The following is a 24,541-nucleotide window of genomic DNA, read 5'->3' on the forward strand; positions in this document are numbered from 1 at the left end:
GATTATACATTCGCCAAACACTTTCTGATGCTTGAGTTTTGTTATACACATGGCTCCGCCATTTATAACCACCTCAAATCCGCTTCGCTTCTTTTCGGTGATTATACATTCGCCAAACACTTTCTGATGCTTGAGTTTTGTTATACACATGGCTCCGCCATTTATAACCACCTCAAATCCGCTTTGCTTCTTTTCGGTGATTATACATTCGCCAAACACTTTCTGCTTTTTTTGCAAGCAAAAAGCAGAAAGTGCTTGGCTCATTGTGTATAACAAAAGAGAGAAATTCTTTTCGAACTTCTCTCTAAATCTTAATCTTAATTATTCTGCGTCTGCTTTTTCAACATCAACAATTGCAGTTTTCTGCATTGGGATTCTGCAGTTTTTGTTATTACCAAATTCTACGATAACCATATCGTCCTGAACATCAATAACCATTCCGTAAAATCCACTTGTTGTAAGAATACTGTCTCCAACAGCTACACTTTCTCTAATTTCATCCTGTCTCTTTTCCTGTTTTTTCTGTGGACGAATCATTGCGAAATACATAAATCCAAAGATTACCACACACCAAACAATCATCATAACTGTTCCCATTGCACCACCTGTTGATGATGAAGCTAATAACATATCTGTCATTTTAATCCTCCTAACGCTTGTCGTTTTCTTTAAAGCCTTCTAATTTCTTTGCTTTATATTCACTATAATTTCCTGCTTCTATGGCAGCTCGAATTTCTTCCATCATTGTATTATAAAAATACAAATTATGCAACACACATAATCTCATACCTAGCATTTCTTTTGCTTTAAGCAAATGTCTGATGTATGCACGGCTATGATGTTTACATGCAGGACACTGACATCCTTCTTCAATTGGTCTGTCATCTGTCTCATATTTTGCATTAAATAAGTTAATCTTGCCCTTATTAGTATACAAATGTCCATGGCGTCCATTTCTTGTAGGATATACACAGTCGAAGAAATCAACACCTCTATCAACTGCTTCTAAAATATTAGCAGGTGTTCCAACTCCCATAAGATAAGTTGGTTTATTCTGTGGTAAATAAGGTACCACTGATTCAAGGATTCTATACATTTCTTCATGACTTTCACCTACTGCAAGTCCACCTACTGCATATCCGTCTAAATCCATTTCAGTTATCGCTTTTGCATGTTCAATACGAATATCATCATATATTCCACCCTGATTAATACCAAACAGCATCTGATTTTTATTAATTGTATCTTCAAGACTATTTAATCTGTTCATTTCATTCTTACATCTCTCAAGCCATCTTGTTGTTCTATTTACAGATGCCTGAATATATTCTCTTGATGCAACACTTGAAGGACATTCATCAAACGCCATAGCAATTGTTGAAGCTAAATTTGACTGAATCTGCATACTTTCTTCAGGTCCCATAAAAATCTTTCTTCCATCTACATGAGACTGAAAATATACGCCCTCTTCTTTTATCTTTCTAAGTCCTGCAAGCGAAAATACCTGAAATCCACCTGAATCCGTAAGAATAGGCTTATCCCAATTCATAAACTTATGAAGACCTCCAAGTTGTTTTACAATGTGGTCTCCCGGTCGTACATGCAAATGATATGTATTTGACAATTCGACCTGAGTCTTTATCTGTTGTAAATCTTCTGTTCCTACTGCTCCCTTAATTGCTGCAGCAGTTCCTACATTCATAAATACCGGTGTCTGGATTGTACCGTGAACTGTTTCGAATTCTCCACGCTTAGCCAAACCATCAGTTTTCAATATTTTATACATAAAATTTTCTTTCCTTCTTTATGGTAATATGTGTCCGGCAGACAAATATAATTTATACCATTCTTCTCTTGAAATTTCAATATCAGATGCTTGTGCAATCTGTTTTAATCTTTCGAGATTTGTTGTTCCTGCAATCATCTGCATATTAGCCGGATGTCTTAATATCCACGCTGTCACAATTGTTGTAGGAGTCACATTATATTTTTGTGCCAATTCATCAATAACTTTGTTAAGTTCAGGGAATTTATCATTTCCAATAAACACACCTCCAAAAAATCCATACTGGAACGGAGACCAAGTCTGAATTGTTATATCGTTTAATCTGCAAAAATCAAGAACTGCTCCATCTCTATTTACAGCCCCATCAGATGACATGTTTACTTCAAGACCCTGACTAATCATATTTGAATTTGTAATACTTAATTGAAGCTGATTTGCACAAATCGGTTGCTTAACATATTTTTGAAGCAACTGAATCTGCATAGGATTCATATTTGAAACGCCAAAATTTCTTACCTTTCCACTCTTTTCTAATGTATCAAATGCATCAGCTACAACCTCAGGTTCCATTAATGCATCCGGTCTGTGAAGTAATAATGCATCCAAATAATCTGTTCCAAGTCTCTTAAGTATTCCGTCTACTGAATTAATGATGTGTTCCTTTGAAAAATCATACATAACACCCGGAACAATACCACATTTGGACTGAATAAAGAATTTTTCTCTATTTGTTGAAATGTTAAGTTTTGCTGCCTTTCCGAATAACTCTTCACAACTACCGCCACCATAAATATCTGCATGGTCAATATGATTAATACCAAGTTCCAAAGCTGTATTGATAAATTTTTCTGCTGTTTTTAAATCAAGTGCTCCTAATCTCATACAACCTAAAACGATTGCCGGTACTGATATATTTGTCTTTCCTAATTTTATCTGTTTCATTCGATTTATACCTCTCTAAATTATTACCAAATTTCATTAGTCCAATCCTTTATATAATAATGGATTTTGGTAGTTAATTCAAGGAGGTTCTATTTTTTTAAAACTATATTCGTTTCTAAATCTCACTTTATATTTGATTCATCTGTAATATCTTGTTATACTAATACAAGCAAATTTACAGAAGATATATTATGAATTTTACTCAAAAGTTTACACAAATTTATTTGTTAAACACTTCTGATTACAATTAGGAGGCTCATTATGTTTGGTTCAACATATGGTAATACATTAAAAATAAGCACATGGGGAGAATCCCACGGAAAAGCTTTAGGTGTTGTAGTTGACGGTTGTCCTGCCGGTCTTTCTTTATGCGAAGAAGATATTCAGGTATTTTTAGACAGAAGAAAACCAGGTCAGTCTGCTTTCACTACTCAGCGAAATGAAGGCGACCTTGTAGAGATTCTTTCAGGTGTATTTGAAGGGAAAACTACAGGAACACCTATTTCAATGATTGTGCGTAACAAAGAACAACGTTCAAAAGATTACAGCGAAATTGCAAATTATTATCGTCCGGGACATGCCGATTATACATTTGACGAAAAATTTGGTTTTAGGGATTATCGTGGTGGCGGACGCTCTTCAGGACGCGAAACTATCGGACGAGTTGCAGCAGGTGCCATTGCTTCAAAAATTTTAAACCAGCTTGGCATATCTATTACTACCTACTCTAAATCAATTGGTAATGTAGAAATAGATTATAACAAACTTGATAAAGATAATATTTTAAAAGACACTTTATATATGCCTGACAAAGAAGCTTCTGCTAAAGCTCAGGAACTATTAAAAGAAAAAATTGCTGATACTGATTCCGTTGGTGGCATTATTGAATGCGTTGTTAAAAATATGCCTGCCGGAGTTGGTGAACCTGTATTTGAAAAACTTGATGCAAATTTAGCAAAGGCTGTCATGTCTATCGGAGCTGTTAAAGGTGTTGAAATCGGAGATGGATTTGCCGTTGCCTCTGCTTGCGGTTCAGAAAACAATGATAACTTCAAAATAGAAAATGATAGAATTGTCAAATCCACAAATCATGCCGGAGGAATACTTGGTGGAATAAGCGATGGCTCAGATATTGTTTTAAGAGCTGCAGTCAAGCCTACTCCTTCTATTGCTAAAACTCAGAGTACAGTTAATAAATCAAACGAAGAAATAGAAATCAGCATTCACGGAAGACACGACCCAATAATTGTTCCTAGAGCCGTAGTTGTTGTAGAATCAATGGTTGCTCTTACATTAGTAGATATGTTATTTATGTCAATTACTTCTAAAATGGATGACATTATAGATTTCTTTAAGAAATAAATTATTTTAATATCTTTTATAATATAAAAATTAGTTTTTTATACAAATTTATTTTGATAAATTTTATTTAATAAGTCTTATAAAATTAAACGAAATAATTGTTTATATTAATTTTTTTTAGTAAATAAATGGGCATCAAGGTTTCATCCTATCTGCCCATTTATTTTTTGATTTTATTATTTTTCCTGTTTATTTACCACTTTTTCTAAAAGAAGCCCTGTCATAAACCACAAAGGTGCATAATCTAGGCGCACAACTCCCTTTATGTTATATTTACATTTGCTATAATTCCATGGGCAGCAGTTCTTTCGTTGTAATATCGTTCCCGAAATAAATTCCACGAAGTAAATTCCAGCCATATAAATAAATCCCCTAAATATCATATTAAATTTTCTAAGTTTACTACTTAATGGTTTTATAACCGTCCCTAGTCCATATATAGGAAACATCCATATCGAGGTCTTTCCCATCATTTTTCTGTCATGATTCTTTATTCCCATTATGGACGTCCATACAACCTCCATACACCAACCTGCTATTCCACATTTAAAAAAATTTTTAATCATCATGTTTGTAGTATTGGCAAATAATACTCTATCTATTCAGATAATCATTCCATCTTGCATTAGACTCTTCCAAATCATGCTTCTTCATAATTCTATTTCTATCACTAAGAATTGCCAGCATTTCATCAACTATCTCCTCAAGTGGAAGTTTATCATAATGCGACAGATAACCTATCATACGCTGTGCTGTCCAATCAGTGTTTAAGTTTTTTGTGATTTGGTCACAAAATTCTTCCGGATATCCACGCTTTAACAACATATAATATAGGTCAATACTCTTTTCTGATTTTGATTTCATATGTTTGTCACCTCTTCATAAAGTTTTATTACATTCATTACTTCTTAAGTGCAGGTATATCTATCTGGGTTTCTTCACCATTCATATCAACATTAAAAACATATACCGGCTGATAATATCCTTTTGTGTCAGTAAAATAATCTACACCCACATTTTTTACTTTAACATCAAGTTCTTCATTTGAATAATAATTAAACTTTCCTTCTTTAATCATATCATAAGCATCCCTTAATGAAATACATTTCACATCTTTTAACTTCTTACATTTAACTATATTATAATTTATATCTCCTATCTTATCTCCCTGATAGCAAGTTGCTTCAATTGTTCCATTATACATAATTTCATCTTCAATAATTTTATCTGCACTAAGAGAATATATTCCGTCACCTTTATTTTCAAATGTACAACCTGCCGGAATATAAACACCATAATCTTTTAACATTTCTCTAAGTTTATCTTCCGTTACCTGCGAGTCAGTTTTTGTCGTTCCATCCTCTTCTTCATCATCAAAATATATACTGAAATCCGTATATGTATATGTACCATCTATATATTCAACAGATACATTACCTATTTCTCCATGATAAATAGCTGTTTCGTCATACAAATCTGTCAAAGAATCATCCAATTTGTCTCCAACATTTTCCAAAAATTCTTTGGCAAATTGTTTCGATTTTTCTTTATTTGTACCTTCAACCATATAAACAGGATATGTTGCTTTTTCATTGCTTAACTTTTCATTTGTCGATACATTTTTTACATTTGCTTTTGTAATATAATTTAGGTTCAAATTTCCAAATTCCTGTGAATTATATATTCCAAATATTGTACCAAACATTATAATCGTGCCAAATAAAGGAACAAAACTAAATATTACTTTTTTAATTCCACTCTTATTTCCTTTATTGCATGCATAAATATAAGCTATTAAAACATAAAAACCATATCCAATCATTGCTCCTAACAAATTGTTGAACACATCGTCACATTCAAATACGCCTCTTCCTGTAATAAGCTGCACACTTTCAATTAAGACTGTAAAAATTAACCCACAGACATATGTAACCCACCAGTATTTTGCCTTTTTAATTCCAAACGGAAGCAAAAGACCAAATGGAATAAACATACAAATGTTTAGAATAATGTTTCTCCATTCAATAGCCGAGAAATTATTCCATGCTGATTTATAAGAATAAAATAATGGAATTATATTTTTTCTGAATCCCATTGTTGAAATTCTATCAAGCATAGTTGCCATCAACACAACAGCTAAATAAACTCCAAATATAATTAACCATATTACACTATTCTTATTTATTTGCTTTTTGCCATTTAAAATCTTCTTATACACTATAAAATAACCAACAGCTATAATAATTGCTAATATGGCAACTATAACAATCCCTGCAACCAGATATTCTTTTGCCTTTGATATTAAATCAATCACTCTCATTTTTTGTTACCTCCATACATTTTCCTAAAAAAATAAGTCTATGGCATCATTCTACCATAGACTTATTATAAAAATACATTTATTAATAAATCTTAAATATTTATAAGCAAAAATTATTTATATAAAGGATACTTATCTGTAAGTCCTTTAACAATTTCTTTTGCTTTTTCCTGATTTGCATTAGCATCATCTGCAATTAATGTCATTGCCTGTGCAACTAAATCCATATCTGAAGTATCTAAGCCTCTTGTTGTAATTGCAGGTGTTCCAATACGTACACCACTTGTAATACCAGGTTTCTGTGGGTCATTTGGTATTGCATTCTTGTTACATGTAATATTTGCAGCATCTAATGCGATTTCAAATTCCTTACCTGTAATATTCTTGCTTCTTAAATCAACAAGCATTAAATGATTATCTGTACCACCTGAAACAAGGTCAAATCCTCTGCTTGTTAAACCATTAGCTAAAGCTGATGCATTATCAACAATGTTCTTAGCATATTCTTTAAATGATGGGTCTAATGCTTCCTTGAAACATACTGCCTTACCTGCTATTACATGCATTAAAGGGCCACCCTGAATTCCTGGGAAAATTGCCTTATTTAATTTATGTTCTGTAGCAAATTCTTCACTTGATAAAATTAATCCACCTCTTGGTCCACGAAGTGTCTTATGAGTTGTAGTTGTTGTTACATGAGCATATGGAATTGGGCTCATATGTTGTCCACCTGCAACTAGACCTGCGATGTGTGCCATATCTACCATTAAATATGCACCTACTTCATCTGCAATTTCTCTAAATTTCTTAAAATCAATTGCTCTTGGGTAAGCACTTGCACCTGCAACAATAAGCTTTGGCTTTGCTTCCTTAGCAATCTTTAATACTTCATCATAATCTATGTAGCCTTCGTCATTTACACCGTAAGGAACAATATTAAAATATGTTCCTGATACATTAACCTTACTTCCATGTGTTAAATGTCCGCCTGCATCAAGACTCATTCCCATTACTGTATCGCCCGGTTTTACAAGTGCAAAGAATACTGCAAAGTTAGCCTGTGCTCCTGAATGTGGCTGAACATTAGCATATGTACATCCAAATAACTTCTTTGCTCTTTCAATTGCAAGTGTTTCTACGATATCAACATACTCGCATCCACCATAATATCTTTTTCCCGGGTATCCTTCTGCGTATTTATTTGTAAGCTGACTACCCATTGCTGCCATAACTGCTTTACTAACAATATTTTCAGATGCAATAAGCTCCAAATGGCTCTGCTGTCTGTCATTTTCCTGAGCAATAGCTGCTGCAACTTCCGGATCAACTTTCTGTACTTCTTCAAATGTAAACATAATCTTACCTCCTAAATTTGTCAAACTACTAACACTTTATCACATTAAAGCCAAATTTAAAACTATTTTTAAAAATTTGTTATTTTTTAACTAACAAATGTAAAGTTTAATGTTAATAGTTATCTTTCCTGTTTATTTATTTTTAATTACAAAAATACCCACAGTTTCATTACTAACATCAAATTTTGGTTTGTCTTAGCAGTTCCATTAGTTTTCAACTATGGGTATTTTAATAAACAATCCATTGAACGCTACTGACCTGCTTCTTCATCCTCGCTTTCGCTGTAGCAATTATTTAGGATTTTTTTTATGCATTGATTTATTTCATTTCTTTCTTTACATTCTGCCTTCTTTTTTCCTTCACATTTAGGTGGCTCTAATTCTAATGGTTTAACATTCTGAAGTAGCAAATCACCCTCTACAAATTTTAGACATGGATTACTTTCAGCTTCATGTGTATTCATTTTAGGTGGTATAGTTTTTCCAATTGTATTAAATTTATATGCTTCATAGTATACAGTTCTCAAATATAATGTTATGCCTGCTGACATTGTACCTGTTGCCGGATCAAACTCCATAACTTTAGCAACTGCATTCATATTAATTCCATTTTCCACTGTATTATAATACATATTAAATCCTACATAATTAATAAAATATTCATTATAATTATTATAAACAGAGGATGCTCCATACGGTGCATACATATCTACTGTTACACTCCTTGGATTTGTATCAGGATCGTAATTCGTAGTTCCTACAGCTGGAAGATATACAGCCTCTAGTGGTACTGTAGCAAGATATTTTTTGCAACTGTCAAATAATCTTACATTAAACACAACTCTTAAATCCGTTAATTTTACCCTTAAGCAATTTGCTCTTCCCGGTATTGTAGTTACAGTTGAAAATACAGGTGGATTTCCCATCTCCTGCTGTTCTTCTTCTGTATATTCAACATTTTCTTCTTCTCCTGTTAAAAATCCTTTTCCTGAGTATATTTTTATATTTGCAACTAATAATTGAACATAACTTGTTGTAGGATATTGAGTCAAAATATTCTGCGGAATAGTTATCGTTCTACAGAGGTTAATTCCTACTTCATCATATATTACAGGAGCAAACACAGATAATTCTTCCGGCTCCCCGCAAGATGGTCTGATGCAAACATCACACTCTCTTTTACAACAGTTACAGCACTCATCGCAATCCATCACCTTGTACTCTGACATATTGTATCTCCATATTTTGTTTACTTTATTTTATGCCAAAATATTCATAATGTTCATTTTCAAGAATATATTTTATTACATAATTGTGGGAGATGAAATAGTTATCGAAAGAACGCTCGCGCTGCTTGTCACTCGCAGCAGTTCTAAATTTCCAAATATATTTTGCTATTAGGACTTTTAGTCCTAAGCAAAATATATCTGTCAATTTGAACCGGCGGTGACAAATGCTCTTTCTTATAGTTATTTCATCTCCCACAATAGTGATTTAAAAGATATTAAAAGGAGTATTTGTATGTATAAAATTACACAATTAGAATCCGGACAACCGGTTATATTTTATTTAGAAAATGAAAAAGTTACTATGTACTCAATTAATTCAGGAAGAATCCGAAATCACGGAATTATTTTTACTGATGTAGAGTCTGATTTTGATATTTGTTCTGATTTAAAACTCATTCATTACATATCCCTTAATCATCAGACCGTTATTTCTTCAATGGATAACCTTAATATACGTGAAGATTATATCATTGAAGGAAATGTTACAAGTTCTAATATTGAAAATACAAATTTCAAATTTATTCAATTTTATAATTGCCTGAACATTTTTTATTGCAGTCATAATTTAAAAGACAGTCATTTTTCCATAAGGGTTAGCAGATACACAACATTTGCCAAAGATTTTACGTTGTTAAAATCAGACAAAATAATTTCCGGTTTTAATGTATTTTCATCCGATTCTTTATTATATTTATTTGTATTCTATTCTTCACAGGATTTTGATATATACAGTGTAAATTCAGATTATTCTATTGTAAATTTATTATCTAAACAGTATAATTCTTCTAATCCTGATTCATCATCTAATCTAACAAAGCACACTGATAAGGAATTAGAAAAATTACAGGCTTATTTCAACCAAATATTAGATGATAAAAATTCAGAAATTGAAAATTTAAAAGAAATTCAGACTAGCATCACTAATCAATACAATGAATTAGCTGATTATACCGGAAAACTCCAAGACGAAGTCAGAAAGCTTCGCTGCAACTATTAATTTTTATTTACAGAAAGTGAGGTACCTATGAAATATGAATTACTTATTTTGTATTTATTGATAATAAATATTTCAGCATTTATTCTTTATGGAATTGATAAACAGAAGGCTATAAAGCATAAATTTAGAATAAGTGAAAACACTTTAATTTTTTCTGCATTTATTGGTGGCTCGGTGGGTGCATTTCTTGGAATGCAGTTTTTCAGGCATAAAACAAAGCACCCCAAATTCATTATTGGAGTGCCTGTTTGTTTTATTATAAATGTTATTATCATTCTGTATATTTTAGGAATAATTGAATTCTAATATACTTTCTTATAAAAATTCAAATTAATATTCAAAAGACATCAGTATAATTAAACACTATAACATTAATTCTTACTGTTCTTTTTCTTTCAAATCTAATTTAATCTGAAGTTCCTGTAACTGAACATCATCAACTACATTTGGTGCATCTGTCATAAGACATGATGCATCTTTTACTTTAGGGAAAGCGATAACTTCACGAATATTATCTTCTCCTGCCATATGCATTACAAGTCTGTCTAATCCATAAGCAAGTCCTGCGTGTGGAGGTACACCGTATTTAAATGCAGTTAATAAGAAACCAAATTTTTCATTTGCCTGTTCAGGTGTAAATCCAAGTGCTTCAAACATCTTAGCCTGTACATCTGCCTGATGAATTCTCACACTACCGCCACCTAATTCTGTACCATTTAATACAATATCATAAGCTTTCGCACGAACACGTCCCGGATCAGAAATCAAATACTGAATATCTTCTTCCATAGGCATTGTAAATGGATGATGCATTGCAAGGAATCTTCCCTGTTCATCTGACCATTCAAACTGTGGAAATTCTGTAATCCATAAGAAGTTCCATTTTCCTTCAGGAATTATATCCATCTGTTTTGCAAGTTCAAGTCTTAATGCTCCAAGAGAATCCCATACAACTTTATTCTTATCTGCAGCAAATAACAATAAATCTCCAGGTTCTCCACCCATAGCGGCAATAAGATTATTCATTTCTTCTTCTGTCATAAATTTAGCAAATGAAGATTTAATTGTTCCATCTTCATGCATTGCAATATAGGCAAGACCTTTTGCGCCATAAGTCTTTACAAATTCAACAAGGGCATCAATTTTCTTTCTTGCCATTTCACCCTGTCCTTTAGCATTTAAACCACGAACAGTTCCACCATTTGCTACTGCTCCTGAAAATACACCAAATCCGCAATCCTTAACAACGTCAGTAACATTGATAAGTTCCATTCCAAAACGTGTATCAGGCTTATCTGAACCGTATCTGTCCATTGCTTCCTGCCATGTCATTCTTGGAAGTGGCAATGTAACATCTACTCCTAATACTTCTTTCCATAATGCCTGAAGCATTCTTTCATTAACATCTAAAATATCATCTACATCAACAAATGATAATTCCATATCAAGCTGTGTAAATTCAGGCTGCCTGTCTGCTCTTAAATCTTCATCTCTAAAGCATTTTGCTACCTGAAAATATCTATCACATCCTGAACACATAAGAAGCTGTTTTAATACCTGTGGTGACTGAGGAAGTGCATAAAATGTTCCCGGATGAACACGGCTAGGCACTAAGTAATCTCTCGCACCTTCTGGTGTACTTCTGTTAAGAATAGGTGTCTCAATTTCAAGAAATCCTTCATTTGCCATAAACTTTCTAACAAATGTTGTTACATCTGATCTTAACTTAAGATTTTTCTGTAAATGAGGTTTTCTTAAATCAAGATATCTATATTTAAGTCTTAATTCATCTTTTGTATTTGCATCATCATCTACCGGAATTGGGGGTGTCTCTGATTCAGATAAAATTCTTAAACTTGTAACATTTATTTCAATATCACCTGTTTCCATAGATTCATTAACTGAACCTGCTCTCTTATTTACAGTTCCTACAGCAGCAATTACGAATTCGTTTCTTAATTTTCCTGCTTTTTCAAATACTTCTTTGTCATTATCATCAAATACAAGCTGAAGAAGACCTGAACGGTCTCTTAAATCTACGAAAATAAGACTTCCTAAATTTCTTTTCTTCTGAACCCAGCCCATAACTGTAACTGTTTCACCAATATTTTTGTTTGATACTTCTGTACATCTGTGACTTCTATGAAGTCCCTGCATTGATTCTGCCATGACTCTCCTCCTATTTTTCTTTATGCTAAAGGATTTTTATAAAATTCTTTAAATTCATTATATCCCTGTTCTTCTAACTGACTCTTCTGGAATTTTTTGTTCTTATTCATTCTTGCAACAAGAACCTGATTTCCTGTTTTTCTTTCTTCCTGTGCTTTAGCGATTACTTCACATAATCTTTCACCATTAACACCTTTTTCTATTAAATAAGCTACCTTCTTATTCTCTGTTGGAACTTTAAATCCCTGTTCCATTAACAATAAAACGATTCTTTCAAATCCAATAGAAAATCCACACGCAGGAACATCTCTTCCTGTAAAATTACCAACCATCTTATCGTAACGTCCACCGCCACCGCAGCTTCCGCCAAATTCAGGGATTGCAATTTCAAATATTGTTCCTGTATAATATGACATTCCTCTAACCAATGTTGGATCAAATACTATTTCAAATTCTGAAGCTTTAGTAGCTCTTACACTATCAATAATTTCTTCCATCCACTGCTTTACGTCATCGTCCATAAATCCGTCTAATTTTTCTGCTAAATAAGTAACCGGATTTTCTTTGTTTTCAATTTCTTTGAATAAATTTGTGTATTTTTCTACTGATTCTTCATCAAAATCATACTTAATAAGTTCTTCTTTTACACCTTCAAGTCCAATCTTATCCATCTTATCAAGAATGATAAATACACTATCATAACTTTCTTCCGGGAATCCACTATATGCAGCCATTGCCTTTAAGATTCTTCTTTCGTTAATACGAATCTGGAAATTCTTGAATCCAAGTTTGCCAAGCGTTGTTGTTGTTGCAAGAATAAGTTCGATTTCTGCAAGATTACTTGGTTCACCTAATATATCAATATCGCACTGCATAAACTGACGATATCTTCCTCTCTGTGGTCTGTCAGCTCTCCATACATTGCCCATCTGTAGTGCCTTAAATGGTGAAGGAAGATTATTTGCATTATTTGAATAAAATCTAACAAGAGGTACTGTCAAATCATATCTCAAACCATTATCAACAACATCCATTTCTGTCTGTGCTGTTTCAAGATTTAATTTTTCTCCTCTTTTTAAAATCTTAAAAATCAGCTTTTCATTTTCTCCACCCTGCTTGTTACTTAAGTTAGCAATATTTTCAACACAAGGTGTTTCTATCTGAGTAAATCCAAAAGCACTATATGTTTCTTTAATTACGTCCATTACGTAGTTTCTTATCTTCATTTCCTCCGGAAGAATTTCTTTCATTCCGGTAACCGGTTTTTTACTTAAGGCCATCTTATTTCTCCTCTATTTAACACTGATTTAACTATAAAATTTTACACTCTTTTTGTGAAATACTCAACCTTTTATTTATAATTTGTCAAAGTATTCTTTTTTTCTAGCAATCATTTCATCAATTCTATCAATATATTGGTCTACATTCTTTACATTATCTATTCTTTTTGCACTTAATCTGTCTTCTGACATAATTTTCGTTGTGCCGCCCGCTCCAAGTGCAAAAACATCCTGTCTGTCTCCCATCATCAAAATATTATACAGGCATTCTTTGCCATAAACTGAATATCCGACATTTTCCTGATTTCCAGCCATATTCTTTTGTCTATATAAATAATACGGTTTCATATTCATTTCTTTTGAGTAATCCATTGTAATATTCATTAATTTAGAATTATTTTCATAAGTATAATCCTGATATTTTTCTTTTTCAGTATTAAGTCTGGCTGCTCTTTTTACTGCTAATGAATGTACTGTAAGACTTTCCGGATTAAGTTTTTTCGTCTCCTCCATTGAATGTCTAACCATATCTACCGTCTCATTAGGAAGTCCTATTATAAAGTCCATATTTATATTGTCAAAGCCTTTTTTTCTTGCAAGATTAAAGGCTTTAATAACCTGCTCTACAGTATGTCTTCTTCCAATTATATCTAAAGTTTCCTGATTCATTGTTTGTGGGTTAATTGATATTCTTGATACATTATGTTTTTTTAACATATCTAGTTTATCTGATGTAATACTATCAGGTCGTCCCGCTTCAACCGTAAACTCCTTAACAGTTGAAAAATCAAAATTATCTTTTAATGCTGTAATTAATTTATCAAGCTGATAAGGCTCTAGTGTTGTGGGTGTTCCCCCACCAATATAAACACTATTAAGTTCCCTGTCTTTTAATCTGCTTCCTACATATTCTATTTCTTTTATCAATGCATCAACATATGTATCTGTTTTATCTTTGTAAAATGAAACAGAATATGATGTAAACGAGCAATAAAGACATGTTGTTGGGCAAAATGGAATACCAATATAAAGGCTATAACCCTGTTTATAATTTATATCCTTTAAAATTTCATGTTCTCTTTTTGCAATATACATTGCCAAATCTAATTTTTCATCAGAAATCATATACGTTTCTTTCATATATCTTCTGATTTCTTCTTCTTTTTTTCCTTCTTCATAAAGAAGCGCCGGTATTTTTGCAGGTCTGATTCCCGTCAAATCTCCCCACGGCAATTCTTTTCCTGTATCAATTTGCATTCCACGATATAAAAGCTTTTTAAGAATATTCTTTGTCTCTTTTCTATTTGAAAAGTCGCATTTTTCATATCCTTCAAAAAGCTTTTTATCATTATCATATAGTTCAAATCTTATTTCATTTTCAAAATAAACCTTAACAATCCTATAAGAATTATCTACAACCTGGTTTACTTTAAAATCATGTTCTGAATAAAAGGCTTTAACTAATGACTGCACATCATATGCAAACTGTTCAGGCATAATCTGTATATCTATCATCTGTAAAATCCTTTTTCAAATTCAATTTTTGTACTATCCATATGTCCCGGTAAAACAACAGTTTCGTCAGGAAGTACTAATAATTTTGTTTTAATGGAATTAATAATCTGGCTATCACTTCCACCCGGAAAATCCGTTCTTCCACGGCTTGCCTGAAATAATGTATCTCCGCTAAATAACAAGCCATGATTTGGCAAATAATAACAGCAGCTTCCCTCTGTATGACCGGGTGTTAATATCATATTCATCAAAATTCCTGCTATTTCAATTTCCTGTCCATCTTTTAAATAAACATCTGGAGTAACTGTAAATGGTTCTCCGAAATAACTTGTAAGATTTTTTGTAGTATCTGTTATTGTGTCCTTTTCTGCCTCAGAAGCATATACTGTTAAATCATATCTTTCTTTAAGCTTGTCTACTGCTCCGATATGGTCAAAATGACCATGTGTAAGGATGATTGCAACCACTTTCATATCCATTGAATTAATATAATTTGTTATTTTAACAAAATCATCACCCGGGTCCACAATGAATCCTTCTTTTGTATCCTTGTTGCAGCATACATAACAATTTGTATAGCAACTGCTAACTGTCAAACATTTTATTTCTAACTCTGCCATTTAACTTCTCCCATTTTTATTACATCAGCCTGTAGTTCTTTCAATATCAATGATGCTGTCAATTGTTCTTATTTTTGCAATAAGTTCTCTTAATTCATCTGTTCCCTGAATCTGGAAAGTCATTGATATTGTAGCAACTCCTGACTTGCTTGTTCTACTGTTTATGCTTAAAACATCAATTTTTCTTTCAGTAAATACTTTTGATAAATCTGCTAAAATACCAATTCTGTTATTAGCATAAATAGTAATTTCAGAATTATATTTTCCTGTCTGTTTTGTTTCATCTTCAGCCCAGCTCGCTTCAATCAATCTGCCTCTTTCTATATCAGGCAAATTAATGATGTTCGTACAATCTGTTCTATGAATCGATAATCCTCGACCTCTCGTAACAAATCCAACAATTTCGTCACCCGGAACCGGACTACAACATTTAGAAAATCTTGCAGCCACATCATTCATTCCTTCAACAATAACTCCACTCTTTGAAGTAGTTTTTCTGATTCCATTGTTCTTATTGTCATCAACTGAATCTAATACATCTTTATCGCTTACAATCGTCTTATGAACTTTGTTATATTCATCAAGAAGTTTATTTACAATCTGTCCTTCTTTTAATCCACCATGGCCTACAGATGCAACTACTGAATCCCAGTCCTTAAATCCGTATTTCAAACGAACCTTATCAGTAAATTCAGGTTTCATAATATCTGATAAAACAATTGCTTTTGCTTTACAGTATTTATCTATTAAATCTTTACCTTTAATAATATTTTCTTCTTTATTCTGTTGCTTAAACCATTGATTAATTTTGTTCTTAGCCTGTGTACTTTTTACAATTTTCAACCAATCCATACTTGGGCCTGTTGAGTTATTAGATGTAACAATTTCTACACGGTCACCATTTTGAATCTTATAATCAATGTTTACCATTTTTCCATTTGCTCTTGCCCCTACCATCTTATTACCTACTGCACTATGAATGCTGTAAGCAAAGTCTATAGGTGTTGAGCCTGCCGGAAGATTTTTAACATCGCCGTTAGGTGTAAAACAGTAAACGCTGTCAGAAAACATATTTAAATCATCTTTTAAGAGGCTTAAGAATTCTCTGTTATCAGACAAATCTCTCTGCCATTCAAGGATCTGTCTTAACCAGCTGATTTTCTGTTCTTCATTATATTCACCTGTAATATTTTCTTTATATTTCCAGTGTGCTGCGATACCATATTCAGCAGTTCTATGCATGTCATAAGTACGAATCTGTATTTCAAAAGGCTGTCCATTTGGTCCGATAAGCGTTGTATGTAATGACTGATACATATTCGGCTTTGGCATGGCAATATAATCCTTAAATCTTCCCGGTACAGGAGTATACTTTTCATGAATTACACCTAATGCACCATAACATTCCATTACTGTGTCAACAATAATTCGTACCGCAAATACATCGTAAATCTGATCAAGTGTTTTTTGCTGGTTTACCATCTTTTTATAAATACTAAAATAATGCTTTACTCTTCCACCGATTGTTGCCTTAATTCCTGCTTTTTCAATATATGTTTTAACCTGGGCAATCAAATCATTCATAAAATCTTCTCTATGCTCAAGTCTTTCATGTACGCCATCAACTATCTCACGATATTTTTCCGGTTCCAAATATCTTAAAGCCAGGTCATCAAGTTCAATTTTAATTTTAGAAATACCAAGTCTATCCGCTATTGGAGAATAAATATCCATAGTTTCTCTTGATTTTTCTTTTTGTTTTTCAGGCTTCATATACTGTAATGTTCTCATATTATGAAGTCTGTCTGCTAATTTTATCAAAATTACCCTGATATCTTTTGCCATAGCAAGAAACATCTTACGTAAATTTTCTGCCTGTTCTTCAACCTTATCAACATCATAGTCTAATTTTGTAATCTTTGTAACACCATCAACAAGATCTGCTACTTCTTCACTAAATTCCTTAGTAATCTGCTCTTTTGTAACACTTGTATCTTCCATAACATCGTGTAACAAACCTGCAACTATTGATTCTTTATCAAGCTCTAAATCTGCTAATATAATTGCAGTACAAAGAGGGTGAATAATATAAGGTTCACCTGATTTTCTTTTCTGCTCTTTATGAGCTTCTCTAGCCATATTATATGCTTTTTCAATTATTTTCAAATCACCTGCTGAAGGATGATATTTTTTTATTTTTTCAACTAGTCTTTCGTAAAGTTTCTCAGGCGTTGTATGTTCTTCTTCTTTGGGAATCACACCATGATTTTCAATTTTTAATTCATTCATCTTTATGTCGTCGCTCATATATTTTCCCTCTCTTCATACAAATTTTACTATAGCAAAGGATGTAATAATCATAATTGTGTGACAACTTGATCATCTTTCGTAAATATCTATTTATTTTCCATCAAATTTAACTATAGATTCTACTCTATATCCTTCTAACACGTCTCTACCTTTAAGATCCACTAATTCTGTAAGGAATACACACGCTACAACTTCTCCACCTAATCTTTCAATTAACTTTATTGCAGCTTCTACAGTTCCTCCTGTTGCAATAAGATCATCAACAATAACGACCTTCTGTCCTTTTTTAATTGCGTCAGTATGAATTTCTATTTCAGCTGTTCCATATTCAAGACTATACTCTTCACTAATTGTTTCACATGGAAGTTTTCCCTTTTTTCTAATTGGCACAAATGGTTTTCCCATATTATATGCTATAGGTGTTCCAAACATAAATCCTCTTGACTCTAATCCAGCAATCACATCAAAATCTAAATCCTTAATTGTATCTTCCATTGAATCTATTGCAAGCTTAAATCCATCAGAATCCTGCATTACTGTTGTAATATCTCTAAAAATAATTCCCGGTTCAGGAAAATCCGGTATACTTCTTATGTAATCTTCTACTTTACGCATATTTATCCTCCAATATTATGATAACTAATTTTATTTCTATTTTTCATTTTTTTCAATACTCTCATTCCCTATATTATGCCTTATTTTGATATTTTTCTCAATTATAACAATTAAAAACTTATATTTTTAACTAAATCTGTTTATAACAAGTTGTAATTGTGTATTTCCATTGTATTCATTTATGTTTGGATAAAATACAGCCATTATTGTTATATTATTATCCATTCCACGCAAAGCCTTTTTAACCTCTTCATTTCCAAATTTATTTGTTACAAATTCCATAAATTCACTTGTTCTTGAGAATATTATTCCCGGGATTTCATAATTATTTTCATCCCTTAAACTTAGTTTTATAACATTCCCTTCTTTGCCTAAGATTTTCAAATTTTTCACTTTAAGATTTTTTTCAGCAAAACACGGCTTTTCGTTTCCTTTTCCAAAAGGCTTTAACTTTTCTAATTCGTTTACAAATTCTTTAGTTATATAAGGAATTGGTAGTTGCATATCAATCCATACTTTTGAACACAAATCGTCATCCGTAAGAGTTGTAAGTTGATTTAACTTTTCTCTTAATATATCAACATTTTCCAGTGGTAAAGAAAGTCCGGCAGCCAATTTATGACCACCAAATTTCGTAAACAATTCCTTTATCCTACTTAGTTCCTTATACATATCATATTCTTCTATCGAACGACCTGAGCCTTTAACCTCAGTCGCCGTTTTAGTAAGCACGAAACATGGCTTATTATATTTTTCCCTAATTCTTCCTGCTATTATTCCTGCTATACTTTCATGACAGTCTTTCAAATAAATAACAAGTACTTTATCTTCTTTATAATTTTCAGCCTGTTCTATAGCTTTCTTTGTTCCCACTTCAGTTAATTTTTTTCTTTCGTCATTTAATTCAACCAATTCTGTGGCTATGTCTTTTGCTTTATCCTGATTTTTTTCTCTTAACAAAGCAACTGCCTTTCGTGCTGTATCAAGTCGTCCACTTGCATTTAAACACGGTCCGATTACAAATCCTATATGGTACGAATCAATTATATTTTTATTTAATTTACAAGCATCTATAAGTGCATTTAATCCTATATTTTTTGATTTTCTAAGTAAATCCAGACCATATTTTACAATTATTCTATTTTCATTCTGCAATTCAACCACATCTCCAATAGTTGCTATTGCAACATATTCAAGCAAATAATTTGTTGAACTCATTTCCCTGCCCATTGAATTTATAATTGCTGTAATCAGCTTATAAGCCACTGTCGCTCCACAAATTTCTTTAAATGGATATTCACAATCTGCCTGTTTTGGATTAACAACTGCGTCTGCATTTGGAACAATATATTCCTTAGTGCCGTCTTTCTCTTCAAACGGTACTTCATGATGGTCTGTTATAACTATGGTCATTCCAAGTGATTTTGCATATTCAACCTGCTCATATGCTGCAATTCCATTATCACAAGTTAAAATTGTATCTACTCCATCATCATACGCTTTTTTTATTAAATCTTTGTTAATTCCATATCCGTCTTCAATTCTATGTGGTACAACAATATCGACATTTGCCCCCAGTTTTTCTAATGAATCAAGTAAAATATATCCTGAGCAAATACCATCAATGTCATAATCGCATATTATTCTTATTTTATTTTGCTGGCTTATCTTAATTTTTATTATTTCAACAGCCTTTTCCATATCTTTTAGCAGCCATGGAGAATTGAGTTCATTTATATCGCCATATAAATACTCTTTAATATCTTTGTCTTCTATTATATCCTTATTTCTTATAATTCTTGCCAACATTGGACTAATATTATATTTTTTTGCAATTTGATTAAAATCTGCTTTTTTTGCAAATACAATCCATTTTTCCATATTTGAACCTCAGGTTTAAAATTTCGCTTCTTCTCAGTGATTATACATTCGCCAGTTCTATACCCTCTCTATTTGTGTTATGCACATGGCTTCGCCGTGTATAACACTTCGAATTCGCTTCGCTTCTTCTCAGTGATTATACATTCGCCAGTTCTATACCCTCTCTATTTGTGTTATGCACATGGCTTCGCCGTGTATAACACTTCGAATCCGCTTCGCTTCTTCTCAGTGATTATACATTCGCCAAATACTTTCATTTTTCTTTGCAAGCAAAAACTGAAAGTATTTGGCTCATTGTGCATAACACAAAATGAACGGCACCTTTTACAGCCCCGTTCATTTTATTATAAAGTATATTTTATGTGTTTTTTAGTTAGCTTTTTTCTTTCCAAATTTCTTAGTAAGAACAAACCAAACAGCACCTGTTATACATACTGATGAGTAAGCACCACATACTAAACCTACCATTAATGGTAATGTAAACTCTTTGATTGATGTAACACCCATGATAAATATCATAAATACCATGATAAATGTTGTTACGTTTGAGTAAATTGTTCTTGTAAGTGTCTGTGTGATACTTAAGTCAACTAATTCTTCTAAGTCATCTCCACGCTTCATTGATGCCTTATTTTCTCTAATTCTATCGAAAATAACAATTGTAGCATTAATAGAGTAACCTACAATTGTAAGAAGACATGCAATAAATGTTGTTCCTACTGCTACTCTTGATACTGCATAGAATCCAATAACAACAAGTACGTCATGAATTAATGCAATTACAGCTGCTGAAGCAAACTTGATATCCTTAAATCTAATCCAAATGTAAATTAACATACAAATTGTAGCAATGATTGTTGCCCATACAGCATCACTTCTCATTTCTTTACTTACTGTTGCAGAAATCATAGTGTTCTGGAAATTATCCTTGCTGTCTACGGCACCAAATTTTTCAATTAATAATTTTTCAAATGCATCAAATTCATCGCCTTCAAGTTTCTTTGTCTTAATAACGAATTTATTTGAACCAGTTTCTTTCTGTCCCTGAATATCAGATGTTCCTAATGTATCTACAAGTGCAGGTTTAATTTCATCATTAAACTGATCCATTGTATATTCTTTATCAAAGTCAACTGTTACTGAGCTACCACCCTTAAATTCAACGCTTAAGAAGAATGGGTCTTTTCCGGCTGCTGAGTATCCAATCATTGTTGCGAATCCACCAATGATTACAATTATTGAAAGTGCAAAGAATACAACTCTCTTCTTTAAGAAATGAATTGCCTTTCTTGTCTTTTCTTTTCCGTAGAACTTTTCGCCTTGGAATCCTAAATAGTAAAGAATCCATACAAACCACTTAGATACAAATAATGATGTAAATAACTGGAATACAATACTGATAGCTAAAGTCTGAGCAAATCCCTGTACTGTACCTGAACCTCTCCATAAAAGAACTAAAGCTGCGATAAGTGTTGTAATATTTCCATCTACAATAGCTGATTTAGCTTTATCGAAACCAATTGTAATTGCACTCTTAACTGTCTTTCCTGCTGCAATTTCTTCTCTGATTCTGGCATTAATAATAACGTTAGCATCTACTGCCATACCAATACCAAGAATAATACCTGCAATACCAGGTAATGATAATGTCAAGTCAAATGCATTTAATGTAAGCATTTCTAACTCAACGAAAACTACCAATGCTAAACTAGCTGCAACACCGGCAATTCTGTAAACTAATAATAAGAATAAAATAATTATTATAAATCCAATGATACCAGCCTTAATTGACTTGCTTAATGCATCAGAACCAAGCTGAGCGCTCACAACTTTGTGGCTGATTTCATCCAATGATAAATTCAAAGTACCAATTCTGATATTTGAAGCAAGATTATTAGCTTCATCCATATCTGCCATACCATCAATCTGTGCCTGTCCACCACTGATTGCTGACTGAACAGTTGGGTTACTGATTACTTCATTATCATAAATAATGTATGTAGGCTGACCAACATACTGTGATGTCATGTTATAGAACTTTGTTGATCCGGCATCTGTAAATGTTAATGAAACTACTGCTTCAGATTTTTTAGTTTTGCTGTCAGATGACTGCTGTCCCTGAGCATCTGCAATGTCATCACCTGTTAACCAAATCTGATAGTATCCTGCATAATTTCCATCAGTAAGCTGAACATACTTCTTATTTCCGTTTTCATCTGTTTCTGCTAACTGTTCTTCTGTTAAATCTGTAGAACTCTTTGTACAGAAATATAATGAACCCGGTTTACCTAAACGTTCAACTACTTCATCAGCATCATTTGCACCAGGGATATCAACAGTAATTCTGTCATCCCCTTCTTTGTATGCTGTAGCTTCAGTACTAAACTGGTTAACTCTCTGCTGCATCTTATAAACTGTATCAGATAAATCTGTTGCATCCCACTTTGGATTGTCATCAGATACCTGATATGTAACACTTACACCACCTTTGAGGTCAAGTCCCTGTGTGATGTTTGCCGCTTTACCACTATCCTTGTAAGCTCCGAGCCATTTCCAATTTGGAAGACCAAATAAGACAATGCCTCCAAGACACGCGATAATTACAAGAGATAAGATGGCATAAACGATTCCTCTTGTCTTGTTCATTTTCTTCATTTTATAAAACCTCTTTCTTATTCATCAGCTAACGCTGCTTTTATCATTATAGAGCATTCCACTCTTTTTCTTTGCATTTCACATCCAATGTCATATGCATCATTAATTGTGCCATGGAAATTGTAAGAATTAGCTGCACAACCACCACTGCAATAAAACTTAGCAAAACAATTCTTGCATTTTTCTTTAGAATATACATTGCAATTGCCAAATTCCTTTACAAGTTCAGGTTTTGTAATTCCTTCATCTACATTTCCCATAAGGAAATCTTCATTTCCAACAAATTGGTGACATGGATAGAAATCACCCCATGGCGTTACTGCCAGATATTCTGTTCCCGAACCACATCCTGACAATCTCTTATAAACACAAGGTCCCTGTGTCAAATCAATCATAAAGTGGAAGAAATTAAATCCATTTCCTTTCTTGTATCGATCAATATATTCAAGGGCTAACTTGTCATATTCCTCCATAATCTGTGGAAGATCCTGTTCTCTAATCGAGTATGGGTCTTCTTCCGGTCCGACTACAGGTTCTATTGACATCTGCTTAAATCCTAAATCAGCAAAATGCTTAACATCTTCTGAAAAATCTAAATTATTTCTTGTAAATGTTCCTCTGATATAGTAATTTGTCTGATTTCTGCTTTCTGCTAGTTTCTGAAATTTAGGCACTATCAAATCATAACTGCCTTTTCCTGTTCTAAACGGACGCATTCTATCGTTTACTTCTTTTCTTCCGTCAAGACTTAATACAACATTAGACATTTCTTTATTTACGAATTCCATTACCTCATCGTTTAACAGAACTCCGTTTGTTGTAAGAGTAAATCTAAATTTTTTGTTATTTGGTTCTTCTAACGAGCGACCATACGCAACTAACTGCTTAACTACATCCCAGTTCATCAATGGCTCTCCGCCAAAAAAGTCAACTTCAAGATTAACTCTGTTACCTGAATTAGCAACTAAGAAATCCAAAGCTTTCTTTCCGACTTCAAAACTCATTAATGCTCTTCTTCCATGATATTCACCTTCTTCTGCAAAACAATACTTACATGCAAGGTTGCAATCATGGGCTATGTGAAGGCATAATGCCTTTACAACTGTCTGTCTCTTTTCTTTAAATTTCTCCACAAATGGTTCGTAAATATCTTCAGTAAACAGCTGTCCATCTTCAACGAGTTCCTTTACTTCTGAAATACATTCTCTTATTTCATCCTCATTATATGATGATTTTAATTTAGAAATTATTTCATCAGCAGAATTCTCCTCATATAATGAAATAACATCGTATGTAATGTCGTCCACAACATGAACTGCTCCACTTTCTACATCTAATACGATATTATAACCATTACTTTTATACTGGTGAATCACTGTATTTTCTCCTCTCCATTTAATGGTATGTCATAATTTTTAAAGTTTATGCAATAACGCACTATAACA

21 protein-coding genes are annotated in these 24,541 nt (G+C 32.7%); 3 read left to right on the forward strand and 18 right to left on the reverse strand.

Going from position 1 to position 24,541, the window contains the following annotated elements; genetic code table 11:
• From N5B56_RS00220 to N5B56_RS00235, 4 genes are all read right to left on the reverse strand, one after another.
• Positions 1 to 219, reverse strand: a 219-nt coding sequence (locus tag N5B56_RS00220; protein ID WP_260978038.1) for a hypothetical protein, incomplete at its 3' end; no start/stop codon positions are given.
• Between the two features lie 102 nt (positions 220 to 321).
• The gene (gene yajC, locus N5B56_RS00225; RefSeq protein ID WP_370751627.1) at positions 322 to 597 is read right to left on the reverse strand and encodes a preprotein translocase subunit YajC; all 276 of its coding nucleotides are present in this window, start codon (positions 595 to 597) and stop codon (positions 322 to 324) included.
• A gap of 52 nt (positions 598 to 649) precedes the next feature.
• Positions 650 to 1,786: a tRNA guanosine(34) transglycosylase Tgt gene (gene tgt, locus N5B56_RS00230; RefSeq protein ID WP_022088602.1), complete on the reverse strand. Its 1,137-nt coding sequence runs from the start codon at positions 1,784 to 1,786 to the stop codon at positions 650 to 652.
• A gap of 18 nt (positions 1,787 to 1,804) precedes the next feature.
• The gene (locus N5B56_RS00235) at positions 1,805 to 2,728 is read right to left on the reverse strand and encodes an aldo/keto reductase (protein ID WP_260978039.1); all 924 of its coding nucleotides are present in this window, start codon (positions 2,726 to 2,728) and stop codon (positions 1,805 to 1,807) included.
• A gap of 261 nt (positions 2,729 to 2,989) precedes the next feature.
• Here N5B56_RS00235 and aroC point away from each other — a divergent pair, with 261 nt between their 5' ends.
• Positions 2,990 to 4,090: a chorismate synthase gene (aroC, locus tag N5B56_RS00240; RefSeq protein ID WP_260978040.1), complete on the forward strand. Its 1,101-nt coding sequence runs from the start codon at positions 2,990 to 2,992 to the stop codon at positions 4,088 to 4,090.
• 176 nt (positions 4,091 to 4,266) lie between these two features.
• Here aroC and N5B56_RS00245 read toward each other — a convergent pair whose 3' ends face one another.
• The 5 genes from N5B56_RS00245 to N5B56_RS00265 all read right to left on the reverse strand — a co-directional run bounded on the left by N5B56_RS00245 (position 4,267) and on the right by N5B56_RS00265 (position 8,994).
• On the reverse strand, positions 4,267 to 4,659 hold the full coding sequence (locus N5B56_RS00245; RefSeq protein WP_260978041.1) for a putative ABC transporter permease: 393 nt from the start codon (positions 4,657 to 4,659) through the stop codon (positions 4,267 to 4,269).
• A 25-nt stretch (positions 4,660 to 4,684) separates the two neighbouring features.
• Positions 4,685 to 4,954, reverse strand: a complete 270-nt coding sequence (locus N5B56_RS00250) for a hypothetical protein (RefSeq protein ID WP_260978042.1) — start codon at positions 4,952 to 4,954, stop codon at positions 4,685 to 4,687.
• A 37-nt stretch (positions 4,955 to 4,991) separates the two neighbouring features.
• Positions 4,992 to 6,410 carry a VanZ family protein gene (locus N5B56_RS00255; protein WP_022088147.1) on the reverse strand — a complete coding sequence of 473 codons (1,419 nt, stop codon included), beginning with the start codon at positions 6,408 to 6,410 and terminating at the stop codon, positions 4,992 to 4,994.
• Between the two features lie 113 nt (positions 6,411 to 6,523).
• The gene (locus N5B56_RS00260; RefSeq protein ID WP_022088148.1) at positions 6,524 to 7,765 is read right to left on the reverse strand and encodes a serine hydroxymethyltransferase; all 1,242 of its coding nucleotides are present in this window, start codon (positions 7,763 to 7,765) and stop codon (positions 6,524 to 6,526) included.
• Positions 7,766 to 8,016: 251 nt separating this feature from the next.
• On the reverse strand, positions 8,017 to 8,994 hold the full coding sequence (locus N5B56_RS00265) for a hypothetical protein (RefSeq protein ID WP_117909237.1): 978 nt from the start codon (positions 8,992 to 8,994) through the stop codon (positions 8,017 to 8,019).
• A gap of 292 nt (positions 8,995 to 9,286) precedes the next feature.
• Between N5B56_RS00265 and N5B56_RS00270 the strand changes: the two genes are divergently transcribed.
• Both N5B56_RS00270 and N5B56_RS00275 read left to right on the forward strand, forming a co-directional pair.
• Positions 9,287 to 10,051: a hypothetical protein gene (locus tag N5B56_RS00270; RefSeq protein WP_260978043.1), complete on the forward strand. Its 765-nt coding sequence runs from the start codon at positions 9,287 to 9,289 to the stop codon at positions 10,049 to 10,051.
• A gap of 27 nt (positions 10,052 to 10,078) precedes the next feature.
• Positions 10,079 to 10,357 (forward strand): DUF1294 domain-containing protein, encoded by a 279-nt coding sequence (locus tag N5B56_RS00275; RefSeq protein ID WP_117909233.1) that lies wholly within the window; start codon positions 10,079 to 10,081, stop codon positions 10,355 to 10,357.
• A gap of 72 nt (positions 10,358 to 10,429) precedes the next feature.
• Here the strand turns inward: N5B56_RS00275 and aspS are convergent, their stop codons facing one another.
• The 9 genes from aspS to scfB form a co-directional block, all read right to left on the reverse strand.
• Complete coding sequence (gene aspS / locus N5B56_RS00280) at positions 10,430 to 12,220, reverse strand: aspartate--tRNA ligase (RefSeq protein WP_022088153.1); 1,791 nt, start codon at positions 12,218 to 12,220, stop codon at positions 10,430 to 10,432.
• Between the two features lie 20 nt (positions 12,221 to 12,240).
• Positions 12,241 to 13,500: a histidine--tRNA ligase gene (gene hisS, locus N5B56_RS00285; protein ID WP_022088154.1), complete on the reverse strand. Its 1,260-nt coding sequence runs from the start codon at positions 13,498 to 13,500 to the stop codon at positions 12,241 to 12,243.
• A 75-nt stretch (positions 13,501 to 13,575) separates the two neighbouring features.
• Complete coding sequence (gene hemZ / locus N5B56_RS00290; protein WP_117909231.1) at positions 13,576 to 15,015, reverse strand: coproporphyrinogen dehydrogenase HemZ; 1,440 nt, start codon at positions 15,013 to 15,015, stop codon at positions 13,576 to 13,578.
• Complete coding sequence (locus tag N5B56_RS00295) at positions 15,012 to 15,635, reverse strand: MBL fold metallo-hydrolase (RefSeq protein ID WP_022088156.1); 624 nt, start codon at positions 15,633 to 15,635, stop codon at positions 15,012 to 15,014. The genes hemZ and N5B56_RS00295 overlap by 4 nt, the downstream gene beginning before the upstream one ends.
• A gap of 24 nt (positions 15,636 to 15,659) precedes the next feature.
• Complete coding sequence (locus N5B56_RS00300) at positions 15,660 to 17,942, reverse strand: RelA/SpoT family protein (protein WP_199522671.1); 2,283 nt, start codon at positions 17,940 to 17,942, stop codon at positions 15,660 to 15,662.
• 93 nt (positions 17,943 to 18,035) lie between these two features.
• On the reverse strand, positions 18,036 to 18,560 hold the full coding sequence (locus tag N5B56_RS00305; RefSeq protein WP_022088158.1) for an adenine phosphoribosyltransferase: 525 nt from the start codon (positions 18,558 to 18,560) through the stop codon (positions 18,036 to 18,038).
• 126 nt (positions 18,561 to 18,686) lie between these two features.
• On the reverse strand, positions 18,687 to 20,441 hold the full coding sequence (gene recJ / locus N5B56_RS00310) for a single-stranded-DNA-specific exonuclease RecJ (RefSeq protein WP_260978044.1): 1,755 nt from the start codon (positions 20,439 to 20,441) through the stop codon (positions 18,687 to 18,689).
• 369 nt (positions 20,442 to 20,810) lie between these two features.
• Positions 20,811 to 23,096, reverse strand: a complete 2,286-nt coding sequence (gene secD / locus N5B56_RS00315; RefSeq protein ID WP_243003015.1) for a protein translocase subunit SecD — start codon at positions 23,094 to 23,096, stop codon at positions 20,811 to 20,813.
• A 17-nt stretch (positions 23,097 to 23,113) separates the two neighbouring features.
• Positions 23,114 to 24,472, reverse strand: coding sequence for a thioether cross-link-forming SCIFF peptide maturase (gene scfB / locus N5B56_RS00320; protein WP_117909224.1), 1,359 nt, complete (start codon positions 24,470 to 24,472; stop codon positions 23,114 to 23,116).
• Positions 24,473 to 24,541: the final 69 nt, after the last annotated feature.

Origin of the sequence: Eubacterium album (genome assembly GCF_025336545.1) — a bacterium.
Classification (GTDB): Bacteria; Bacillota; Clostridia; order Lachnospirales; family Lachnospiraceae; genus Eubacterium_U; species Eubacterium_U album.